At 42.1% G+C, this 11470-nt stretch carries 12 protein-coding genes and 1 other annotated feature; of the genes, 10 read left to right on the forward strand and 2 right to left on the reverse strand.

From position 1 onward, the window contains the following. The first annotated feature begins 69 nt into the window (after nucleotides 1–69). Nucleotides 70–1452, forward strand: coding sequence for a M1 family metallopeptidase (locus tag H9630_RS04675; protein WP_191714297.1), 1383 nt, complete (start codon nucleotides 70–72; stop codon nucleotides 1450–1452). Nucleotides 1453–1482: 30 nt separating this feature from the next. On the opposite strand, the gene H9630_RS04680 is transcribed toward H9630_RS04675, so the two are convergent. Beyond that, nucleotides 1483–1635, reverse strand: a complete 153-nt coding sequence (locus tag H9630_RS04680) for a hypothetical protein (protein ID WP_191714298.1) — start codon at nucleotides 1633–1635, stop codon at nucleotides 1483–1485. A 140-nt stretch (nucleotides 1636–1775) separates the two neighbouring features. Here H9630_RS04680 and H9630_RS04685 point away from each other — a divergent pair, with 140 nt between their 5' ends. From H9630_RS04685 to H9630_RS04725, 9 genes are all read left to right on the forward strand, one after another. After that, a complete protein-coding gene (locus H9630_RS04685; protein WP_191714299.1) occupies nucleotides 1776–2225 on the forward strand; it encodes a hypothetical protein in 450 nt (149 codons plus the stop codon). A gap of 151 nt (nucleotides 2226–2376) precedes the next feature. Beyond that, on the forward strand, nucleotides 2377–2859 hold the full coding sequence (locus H9630_RS04690; RefSeq protein ID WP_191714300.1) for a hypothetical protein: 483 nt from the start codon (nucleotides 2377–2379) through the stop codon (nucleotides 2857–2859). A gap of 263 nt (nucleotides 2860–3122) precedes the next feature. Next, on the forward strand, nucleotides 3123–3305 hold the full coding sequence (locus tag H9630_RS04695; RefSeq protein WP_191714301.1) for a hypothetical protein: 183 nt from the start codon (nucleotides 3123–3125) through the stop codon (nucleotides 3303–3305). A 494-nt stretch (nucleotides 3306–3799) separates the two neighbouring features. Beyond that, nucleotides 3800–4013 (forward strand) — a binding site (T-box leader). A gap of 56 nt (nucleotides 4014–4069) precedes the next feature. Continuing rightward, entirely contained in the window at nucleotides 4070–5761 is a 1692-nt protein-coding gene (gene argS / locus H9630_RS04700; protein ID WP_191714302.1) for an arginine--tRNA ligase, read from the forward strand. 198 nt (nucleotides 5762–5959) lie between these two features. Further along, nucleotides 5960–7204, forward strand: a complete 1245-nt coding sequence (locus tag H9630_RS04705; RefSeq protein WP_191714303.1) for an MFS transporter — start codon at nucleotides 5960–5962, stop codon at nucleotides 7202–7204. Nucleotides 7205–7240: 36 nt separating this feature from the next. Then, a complete protein-coding gene (locus H9630_RS04710) occupies nucleotides 7241–7792 on the forward strand; it encodes a GNAT family N-acetyltransferase (protein WP_191714304.1) in 552 nt (183 codons plus the stop codon). Nucleotides 7793–8445: 653 nt separating this feature from the next. Continuing rightward, the gene (locus tag H9630_RS04715; RefSeq protein WP_318247980.1) at nucleotides 8446–9789 is read left to right on the forward strand and encodes a PepSY-associated TM helix domain-containing protein; all 1344 of its coding nucleotides are present in this window, start codon (nucleotides 8446–8448) and stop codon (nucleotides 9787–9789) included. A gap of 22 nt (nucleotides 9790–9811) precedes the next feature. Beyond that, nucleotides 9812–10282: a FixH family protein gene (locus H9630_RS04720; protein ID WP_191714306.1), complete on the forward strand. Its 471-nt coding sequence runs from the start codon at nucleotides 9812–9814 to the stop codon at nucleotides 10280–10282. A gap of 29 nt (nucleotides 10283–10311) precedes the next feature. After that, complete coding sequence (locus tag H9630_RS04725) at nucleotides 10312–10770, forward strand: GNAT family N-acetyltransferase (protein WP_191714307.1); 459 nt, start codon at nucleotides 10312–10314, stop codon at nucleotides 10768–10770. Nucleotides 10771–10803: 33 nt separating this feature from the next. Here the strand turns inward: H9630_RS04725 and H9630_RS04730 are convergent, their stop codons facing one another. Then, a complete protein-coding gene (locus H9630_RS04730; RefSeq protein ID WP_191714308.1) occupies nucleotides 10804–11334 on the reverse strand; it encodes a GNAT family N-acetyltransferase in 531 nt (176 codons plus the stop codon). Nucleotides 11335–11470: the final 136 nt, after the last annotated feature.

The following is an 11470-nucleotide window of genomic DNA, read 5'->3' on the forward strand; positions in this document are numbered from 1 at the left end:
AGAAAGTCAAAATCACAAGATATCGGCGATAATGAACTGGGCGTTAGCTGCAGAAATGGGAGATGAACCATGAAGTTTAAAATAGGGGCGGCTATTATAGCCATAGGGATAATCGTGTTTTTAATTCTTCAAGCGACAGTATTTTGCGAAGCGTGCGGCAGTGAAAGGGCAGATATGGAGCAAGATGCTACAAATGCGGTTTATGAGTTAGATGTTCAGATGAGTGAAGACGGGAGCTTTCAAGTTGGAGCTTCAATTGAAGTGACGAATGATTCATTGGATTCCTGGTCTGAAATCGGCTTTTATCTGGTGCCGAATGCCATGAATTCGGAAGAAACAGCGAACTACGAAGATGAAGACCTTGAGATTGAAGTGTCTTCAGTCTCCATTGACGGTGTGGAAACCGACTACAAACTGGACAACAATGAACTGATGGTAGAACTGGAAGACAAGCTGGAGCCCGATTCCCAAGCAATAGCGGCCGTCGAGTATGCGATGGTTTTGCCGGAAGGCGGCATGCGATTATCCCAAGTGGATGATAATTATTACCTGGCCCATTGGTATCCGATGCTCGGCATTTACAAAGATGGCTGGGACATTATCGATTATGATTCAAAAGGGGAATCCTACGATACGGATTACGGCGACTATGCCGTCAGCTACGAGTTGCCCAAAGAATACCTGGTAGCCAGTTCAGGTGAAGATGGACCAATTGAAGCGACACAGAACGGTCTGGTGGAAGGTAAAAACATCAAAGATTTTTACCTGGCAATCATGGACCCGGATGAGTGGGAAACCGAAACCGTCCAAGCCAATGACACCAAACTGCGGGTGTTCACGCCCGTTTCGGCAAACATGCTGGAGGAAACCTCAGAATTGGCTGCTGAATCTTATGTATATTTTGAAGAAAACATTGGCGACAATCCCTTTGGTGAGTTGGATATCATCGGGAACGACGGCTATATGGAATACCCGAACATCATAGAAGTAGCCGCAGATGAGGAATCGCAGGAGTCGGTTTTGGTGCATGAAATCGCCCATCAATGGTTTTATTACTTGGTGACGAATGATCCGTATCAGGAAGCGTGGCTTGACGAAGGCTTGACGGAATTCGCGAGTTCCATTTTCATCAGCGAACGCTATGACGATGACGAATACGGATTTTGGGGCGCTGCAGCAGCTGAAGAATATTATCCGACAGAAACCTATGTAAACATCCCACTCGATAAATTCGTGGATGAATCGTATTACTCAACCATTTATGGCAAGGTTCCAATGTTGCTCAAAGAATATTTTGACAGCCTGGATGGAAATGAAACAGCGCTGGAGTTCCTCGCTGCCTATTACGCAGAATTTCAATTCAAGCAAGTCGGCACCGAAGAGTTTAAAGCATTTTTTGAAGCGTATTTTGAAGGGGATCAAAGCGAATTCCTGGATAGCTGGTTAAAGTAGGAAAGGCTTGAGAGAAAGGGGGCTGTACACTCATGTCTTTTCCTTCTTTTGATGAAAAGACTGCATACAAAACCCGGTAAGCTGCAGCACCAGCCCGACTGCGAAATAGATATCAGACCCTGTATTAAAATATATAATAACAAAAGCCAGCCCTGTTAAATAAAGTGTCCATGCAATTTTCATTATTGGAAACTCCTTGTGTGTTGAAAATCTGGTCTACATCTAAAGTCGTAGTCTTAAGCACCCCTGAGCCCGATGGTTTAGATGGTAAAGCCGGTTATGCTGGTATTATTAAAGATTTACCAAAATTCAGGAGGTGCTTTATGCAGTTGAATCAAAAATTGGTTTTATCATCTATTCTTTTATTGGTTGCTCTATTGGCCGGCTCTGGATTATTCGTGAATTCATTGGAAAGGAATCAATGGGTCCACGAAACCTTGATCGAAGTGTTTCAAAACGATGCGAAAGTAAAACAGGATATGAGCAGAGGAGAAGTCACGGTTTCCGCAGATGAATTTGCGGATAATATGGTTATTTTTGTAGAAGACGTCCTAATGTATCCTTTTTACATGTTGGTCTTTGCCGTATTCCTAGGCTTGTTCGGATTTCTGATGATGGCGACCCATCCTTCGATTGCGTCAGCTTTTCTTGCGCTGGCCGGTGTATTATCCCTGTTCACTTTAGTTCCGCCTGTTTTATTGTTTTTTGCTGCAAACAGTTTAGTGAAGTCGGGTGGGACTTTAACGGCGGTACCCCACAGGAACGCATTTTGATCACTGGGTAGATCGGCAGAAAAGGAGCTTTAAAAAGGCTTCTTTTTTTATGCGTATATGGCTAAAGCATAAGGGAAAAGAAGGAGTTTTCAATGAAATGGAGAATATAACCAACTAGCTTGAAATGGTGCATTTGTGAGGGAGGAACAATATGTACAAATTGCTTATGTTGTTGTATTGGCTTTCTGCATTCCTTACGCTTGCTGTTTTCTATGGCATGAATAGTTTGAGTGAACCGGTAAAAAATGATGATTTCGGAGGAGGAAATGGCAACCCGACTCTGGTTATTCCATTTTTCCTCATGCCGTTCATTTTGTATTTCTTATATGGAACGATTGAATTATCGATGAGAGCAACCAGCAGGTGGTACAGTCCTAAAGGCATTTGGACTGGAATTGCAATCAGTTTCATTTATGTGGCTGTATCCTCTGCTTATACATTGAAAAAAGCAAAAGACTTTCGGATCTATATCGTTGAGACAAAAGATGCTTTTGACAACCCCAAAGACTTTTCCTTATTCACTATTTTTTCCAATCATATTTTCTTTAACCCACTGACTTTTGGCCTGCTGGTGGTGGGGTGTTTTCTGATAGGATCGGTTTGGAGTTTAATTAGACAAGCACCTGAGAAATAAAGAGAAGATACATATTGCCGTTCGCATAAGAAAGGACATGAAAGGCATGTTAACTTACGGGTATTACGTTGTATTGCTGGTTTTAATTCTGCTAGCGGCATGGAGTACGTGGGGGGAAACCCATAAAACGATCATGTATGGAATTGCCATAGCCGGACTTTTGGGTTTAGTCGTCCTAAAAGTATTAGAAAAAAGCCGATGTAAAAACTGAAAAGACTAACAACTATGTTAAACTTAACCAATAAATACTGGAGGTGTTATAAATGTCCAATGAAGTACTTGGAATCATTGCTTTGTTGTCCATAATCATCTGGATCGCGGTTTCCAAAGAAGCGGTAAAACCGACGAAAGAGATCCAGTGGCCGAAGATGTTAACTTTGCTGTCTGCAGGAACTGCATCAGCATTCGTCATCACTTTGTCGCTTTTTCAAAGCCTGCCGTTCTAAAACAGACTCAGTGAGTTGAGTCTGTTTTTTTCTTTCTGTACTGAAAACGCCAAGCATAATAAATAATCCAGGCACTTAAAAGAACCAATGAGGAAAGATATTGGTAAGCATAGTCTGCAAAAATCAGAATGGAAAATCCGATAATCGCTGTAGGAATCATGATATAAAGAGAAACTTCAATCAGTGGGGGGTTCTACATCCCCCGCTGATTGTTAGTTGATCCAATCGGACTTTTACGGTCAGTGGATCTCCCGCTTATAAAAGCGGGAGTCTTACTGCTCGTTAAAGCGGGATATATCCACATTCTTACTTCTTTGTTTTTCAAACTCAATTCGAATCGATTCGTCATGGGCATCTCCTCGTTTCTGACAAGTTAATAAACAATAGATTTGTTTAATCATACCTATTTTTGGCAACAGGAACAAAAAAACCTTTTGTTTTCAAAATATTTTGACTATGCAAGCATTGTAAGCTATGATATTCCAAAACTATACAAAAATTCTGTGACGAAGAGAGTAGTTGCATACGGATACGTCAGCGAGCCGGGGACAGTGAAAGCCTGGTGGTGTCTGCTGCAATGAACCGCACTTCCGAGAAACTGCCTGAACCTTCCAGTAGGGCATGTCGGTGAAACCCGTTATCATGTTTAAGTTGGTCTGTTTAATTATGGACAATGAGAGTGGTACCGCGGGAAAGCCCGTCTCTGTATGAATGCATACAGAGACGGGCTTTTTTATTTTTAGTTAAAAGAGGAGGACTATGGAATGGAATTAAAACAAACGTATGCTGAGGAAATTGCTTTGGAGCTGAATGGGCTTGTGGAGCTTGATGAAATCGTGAATTTAATTGAACAGCCGAAATCCGACACACAAGGAGATCTGGCTTTTCCTTGCTTCACATTGGCAAAAGCAGCGAAGAAGTCGCCTGTAAATATTGCGAAGGAGCAGGCACAGGCAATTTCCCACCCATATTTTGAAAAGGTAGTAGCGGAAGGGCCATATGTAAATTGTTTTTATAATAAACCGGACGTCAGCTTAGTGGTCATGAAAGAAATTTTGCATAAAGATGCTGGCTACGGGTCTTCAGAGATTGGGCAAACCAAGACGGTAACACTGGACTTTTCTTCTCCCAATATTGCGAAGCCATTTTCCATGGGGCATCTGCGTTCAACAGTTATCGGCAATTCTTTGGCGAACATCTCTGAGAAATGTGGCTATAAAACCATTCGGATCAACCATCTTGGCGACTGGGGAACACAATTCGGCAAATTGATCACCGCTTATAAATTGTGGGGGAATGAGCAGCAAGTGAAAGAGGCCCCCATCAGTGAATTGCTGAAGCTTTATGTGAAATTCCACGATGAAGCTGAAAAGAATGCGGAATTGGCGAACGAAGCCAGATTGTGGTTCAAGAAACTTGAAGATGGAAATGAAGAAGCCCAGCACTTATGGAAATGGTTCCGTGAAGAGTCGCTCCAGGAGTTCGCCAAAATCTATCAACTATTGGATGTGGAATTTGATTCTTATAACGGAGAAGCTTTTTATAACGACAAGATGGATGAAGTGGTGGAGCTTCTGGTAGAAAAACATTTGCTGATCAAGTCGGAAGGGGCGGATGTCGTTGATTTGAGTGATTATAGCCTGCCGCCCCTATTGATCAGAAAATCGGATGGCGCCACGTTATACGGCACGCGCGATTTGGCGGCAGCTTTGTTCAGAAAAAGAAGTTACCAATTTGATCAATCATTTTACGTCGTGGGGCAAGAACAAACGCTTCATTTTAAGCAATTGTTTTTGGTGTTGGAAAAGATGGGATATGAATGGCCAAAAGATATGGTCCATGTGCCGTTCGGCTTTATCTTGAAAGACGGCAAAAAGATGTCGACTCGTAAAGGCGGCGTGATTTTGCTGGAACAAGTCATCAAAGAAGCGATCGCTCTTGCGGAAAATAACATTGCAGAAAAAAATCCAGCGTTGCCGGATAAAGAAGAAGTAGCCAAAATGGTGGGCGTAGGGGCGATCATTTTCCATGATTTAAAAAATGACCGCCAAAGCAATATAGAATTCTCCCTTTCGGACATGCTGAAGTTTGAAGGCGCTACAGGTCCTTACGTCCAGTATACCCATGCGAGAGCCCGTTCCATTTTATCGAAGTCTGCAATCGATCTTACACTGCTCAATCCGGCAGGACTGAATGATCCTTACAGTTGGCCGATTATAAAAAGATTGCTGGCGTTCCCAGAAGTGATTTCCAAAAGTTTTGATTATGCAGAGCCGTCTCAAATTGCCAAATACCTGATTTCGTTGGCTCAGGAATTCAATACCTATTATGCGCACGTGAAAATATTGAGCGAAGATATCGAACTGGAAGGAAGACTAGCCCTGGTTCAGTCCGTGGCGATCGTATTAAAGGAAGGATTAAGGTTACTTGGAATCAAAGCGCCTGAAAGAATGTAAAGAAATTTTGGATACCATGCAAGCCTAAACCAGGATAGAAAATAGCCAGATTCACAGATCTTTAACATATTCAAACTGAAATTTTCGACTAATTATTACTTATTATGGAATATTATAATGCTATACTTTAAATATATCGGAGAAGATATAATAATCTGTCAGTTAGTATGGATGGTTCTAAGTTAAGGAGGATTTGTGGTGAAACAGCATTTGAACGAATGGAAAACGCCTTCCATCCTGCTTGGTTCTTTGGGCATCGCCAGTCTGGGAGATTTCATCTACCTGGTGGCGATCAACATCATCGTATACCAAATGACCGGTTCGGCAGCTGCTGTGGCAGGGCTTTGGGTGATCGGTCCGTTGACCAATATCGTGACGAAATTCTGGACAGGCAGCTTTATTGATTACCGAAGCAAGAAGAACATCGTGATGGTGACTTTGGTCGCACGGGCATTGTTTATCGCTTTCATGCCTTTGGCGCCGAATCTTCTGGCGGTGTACGCGATTCTCGTTGTTCTCAGCATTGCCAAGTCCTTTTTCGGTCCCGCTTCAATGACTTATATCACCATGCTGGTATCTCCGCATAAGAGAAAGCGATTTAACTCGCTTCGGTCATTCAGCTCATCGAGTGCATTCATCATTGGTCCAGCTATTGGTGGAACGCTTATCCTCACAACCAATATTTCGGTCACTTTGTGGCTGACGGCTGTGTTCTATCTGCTGGCCTCGTTGTTGCTGGCTCTGTTGACTGAAACCGAAAAAATCGAACCAACAGAAATTCCTGCTCTGACGTTTGCTCAAGTCGCAAGAGATTTTACAGTCGTCTATGCTTTTATGACTGAAAGAAAATATGTATCTGCGATTTACCTGGGTTTTCTTGCGGTGATGTTGTTTTCTTTTGCCATGGATGCCCAGGAAGTGGTCTTTACCCAGCAGGTGATCGGTCTGACGGAAGTGGAGTACAGCCTCCTGATCAGCATCACGGGCATCGGTTCAGTGAGCGGGGCGATGTTGCTGTCCATCTTTTCGAATAAAGTATCTATCCGTTATATGATTGTCATCGGTTTGCTGATGATGACTTTCGGCTATGTCATATACGCATTTTCCTGGTCTTTTGCATCGGTTACTGTCGGCTTTATCATACTTGGATTCTTTAATGTCTTTTTGAATGCGGGAATTGCGACTTTTTATCAAAACAATGTACCGGTGTCTGTCATGGGGAGAGTGACAAGCATCTTCCAATTGATCCAAAGTATTTTTCAAATCTTTTTCATCCTGGGCATTGGCTTGCTGGCCGATCTAGTTTCATTGAAACTGACGATTGGGGCTCTTGCAGTGATTATGCTAGTGGCCGCTTTCTTGTATGCTATAGCGGTGCTGAACCCGAAGTATTTCGGCTGGTATGAGGAAGCGGAAGAAGAACTGGAAGAAGAGCTGGCTTAAAAAATATAAATGCCAGACAGACGGGAGTAAATATAGATGTTGATCGACCAGAAAAACTTTTCTTCAAGTAATGTAATTTTTAGCATACGGACGGCATCTGAAGAAGATGCCAGTCATTTATCTGAACTAAGGCTGAAAATAGATGGCGAAACCGAAAACTTAGACAGGGAAAAAGGAGAAGCCTACATAGATGAAGCCGGGTTCAGAAAAATAATTGAAGAAGATAAACTTAGTGGAAATAGCTTGTTTCTAGTAGCCGAAACAAATGGAAAACTTGTAGCATTTTCAAGGTGTGCAGGGAATGGACTGAAAAGAACTTATCACCAGACAGAATTTGGTATCGGCGTCTTGCGTGAGTATTGGGGATATGGCATTGGGAAAAACATGCTGAATGAATCAATCCAATGGGCAGACGCGAATGGCATCCAAAAACTAACCTTAAAAGTGTTGGAAACCAATAGCAAGGCCATTGCTTTGTATAAGAAATTTGATTTTGAAGTAGAAGGCATATTAAGGAAAGACAAATTTCTTTCGGATGGGGATTATTATAATACGGTCTTGATGGGCAGGTTCAACATACATGATTAATTTAACGCAGAAACACCCTCGCACGAGACATCATGTCTTGTCTTATGCGGGGGTATTTGTGTGAATGGATTCTGTGCAACTTCAGGATTTGTATGATACCACCCTTTTGGCACTGCAAAAGGAGATCCGGAAACGAGATCTTTGATTACGACGCAGTCAAGGTCAAAATGGCTTTGGCCGATGGACTGTTGTCACCTCGAATGGCGGTCTTTCAGTTCGAATAAAACGATTAAAATCAATAAACTCAAATGATCAGACTGATCATCATCACTTAGTAAAATTATTGGTTATTTTAGTGCGATTTCAACAAATACTTTTGGACTTTTTTCAGTTCTCTGTTATGCATATATATAAAGGTGAAAACATGTATTTTTTTTGTAAAGAATTAACGAGATAAGCTTGCGTAATTTAACTAAAGTTAGGAGAATTAATAATTGCGTTCGTTATTACTGCAGAGACGGTAGACTTCCTTTGTCAAACCTATCCTGGCTTCTAATGATTACGGACATATCCGGCAAGGTATTTATAAGCTTTTATGCAGTTCAACAGATCTAAATCGGGACTTTAAACGTTAATTCAATAAAGCAGCTGCATGCAAAAGAAAAGAGGAAGTTCAATTGAAAGACAATAGAGAGAAAAGGGATTCCGATAAAATCCCCAAAAAGACGCTAGGCAGAAATACATATAAAACAATATGGAGATGGCATTTGTATGCAGGTGTTCTTTTTGCACCGCTCCTTTTACTTTTAGCAGTAACAGGCTCTGTTTATTTGTTTAAAAGTGAAATTGAAAGTGTACTTTACCAGGAATATTATCAAGTTGATCCACAGAAAGAAAAACTGGCTGTTTCTGAACAGCTGGAAGAAGTGAAACGGTTATATCCCGAAGCCATCGTCACGAAATATCGGCCAGGTGAAGACAATGAGCGTTCGAGTGAAGTAACCATAAGTACAAACGAAGAATCTCTGACGCTTTTTATAGATCCTTATACAGGGAAGTCCGTTGGAGAACTGAATAATGAAGATCGGATTATGGATAAAATTGAAGAAATACACGGCGAACTTATGGCTGGAACGCTGGGTGATCGGATGGTCGAATTGGCTGCTTGCTGGGCCATTGTACTATTGGTGACGGGTTTCTTTTTATGGTTTCCCAAGAAACCAAAAGGTATGGGAGGGGTTTTGTTTCCCCGATTGAAAAAAGGCGGAAAGATTTTAAGGCGCGATTTGCACGCAGTTCCTGCTTTTTGGGTTTCTGGAGGGTTATTATTTTTAATCCTGACAGGTTTGCCGTGGTCAGGATTGTGGGGAGCAAATTTTCAAGCAATCACAACAAATACTGGGGAAGGTTACCCGCCTTCGGTATGGATAGGTGAGGCACCTGTTTCAGGAGTTGAAACACAGGATATTGCAGAAGTTCCCTGGGCTGCTGAAACCTTGGATGTTCCCATATCGAGTTTGCAGGGTCTGGTACCGCAAACACTGGATCAAGTGGTTAAAATTGCAGAGCAAACAGGCATTTACCCAACCTACTCCATTATCATTCCTCAGGAACCGGAAGGCGTCTATACACTTTCCGTGTTCCCGCCTAAAGCCCAGGATGAAGCGACTATTCATATTGATCAATATTCGGGTGCGGTTCTGGCGGATTACCGTTACGATAATTACGGAATAATCGGTAAGGTGGTAGCGTGGGGGATTACGTTGCACAAAGGAACTCAATTTGGTTTGGCCAACCAACTTGCTAGCCTGATCATTTGCTTAGGCGTTATATTGACAGCGATAAGCGGCGTTTATTTATGGTGGAAGCGAAAACCGAAAAAAGGGATGGGTGGACCAACTGCACCAGCTCTTTTTAAAACGAAAATGTTTCTTTGGCTGATGATCGGATTGGGGATTCTATTTCCACTGGTCGGTTTGTCGATATTGGTTGTCTGGTTATTTGATTGGCTGATCATCCAGCGCATCCCAGTTGTTAAGCGGTGGTTTAACGTCTAAACGAAGAAAGGCGGACAGAAAAATGAAAAGGAAATATTTATTGGTTCTATTCATCGGTGGTATGCTTCTCCTTAGCGCTTGCTCCCTTCGAAACGATGCGGCGGATTTGTACAAGAAAGAGAACGCTCTTGAAGTTAAAGTAGCTGTCCCCGATGTTATTGCTGCCGATGAGCCATTTAAAGTGCAAGCAATTTTGTCGCGAGATGGTGAGAAGCTTGAAAAAGCTGATTTTGTTCATTTTGAAATTTTAAAACATGACGGTTCGTTTCGTTTGCCGATGGAAGAAGCAGCATTCATAAAAGAGGGGCTGTATGAAATGGAGCTTTATCTTGAAGAAGATGGACTTTATTATTTGGATGTCCACGCCGGATTTAAAGGTTCCATCGTCAATCCCCGCCAGCAATTCATCGTCGGTGAGCTGTCAGAGGCAGAGTTGGATGCGCTAAAAAAAGGGACAGTTGCAGATCAAGAAATGCCTAGTAAACACCATTAGTATTTAGTAAATGAATAGGAGCAACGAAAATGAAAAGCGAAACTGCACGATTAATACTGCTTCCATGTGACAGCCAGTCAGCTCAAGTCATAGAAGCTCAACACTATGAGAACGGTCCTCAAATCGCCGATCACGTCAAAGAATTGAAAAACGATCCGGCATTGTATGGTTGGGGAAGCTGGCTGGTGCTGCGGAAATCCGATGGGTTGATCATTGGTGATGCGGGATTTAAAGGGAAACCGGATGCCAATCAACAAGTGGAAGTGGGATATGGTTTTCTCGAATCTGAGTGGGGCAAAGGATATGCTACAGAAGCTGTCGAATGCCTTTTGGATTGGGCGTTTCATAAAAAAGATGTTATAAAAGTAATCGCAGAAACGGATTTGGACAATATCGGATCCATCCGCGTCCTCGAAAAGCTGGGGATGAAAAGAACACAGGCCACATACGATATGATTTACTGGGAAAAGAATAAAGAAAGCATCTAGAACGATAAAGTTGGAGACCAAAATCTTTTGGCTTTAGTTTTTAATCAGTTTTTCAAGCGCGATGTCTACATGGTCCCACTCATAGATCAATTCTTTTAAAACGGTCCCGGATATTTTTATCTCTACAGACTTTATAAGCTTAGCCCCATAGTATTCATAAAAATACCGTGTTTTATTCTCCTCGAGTACTTCCACAAATACGCTTTTGTAACACGATTGCGTGAAATGAAGAAACAATTCCGCCAGCAGTAATTTTCCGATTCCTTGCGATTGATAGTCCTTCAGCAAATAGATAGACGTCAAATCAGCCGCCCCTTCAACGGTGTTGGTTCTTCTTTTTGCTGCAGTACCGAAGCCGATGATGGTGCCTTCAGCATTCTCAGCTACCACGATATAATTTGTTTGATCTGAAATATTGCAATCCCATAATGTTGTCCGCTGCTCATAGGATAAGTTTTCCAGAAATTCAGCTGGCAGTATGTTCTTGTACGTCGTTCTCCAGCTGTCTACATGCACTTTTGCGATGCCTGCTGCATCTTTTGCTTGTGCTTGCCTGATTTGCATTATTATCCCCCTTTTTTCTGTCATTGTAGTATGAAAGATTTTCGTCTAAACAAACATAGCATAGCGAAAGACGATTCTGTACGATATACAGCAGGCATTGCTTGATTTTAAAAATTGCTTACTGCCAATTGAATGA

Source organism: Planococcus wigleyi, from assembly GCF_014836985.1.
Taxonomy (GTDB): domain Bacteria; phylum Bacillota; class Bacilli; order Bacillales_A; family Planococcaceae; genus Planococcus; species Planococcus notacanthi.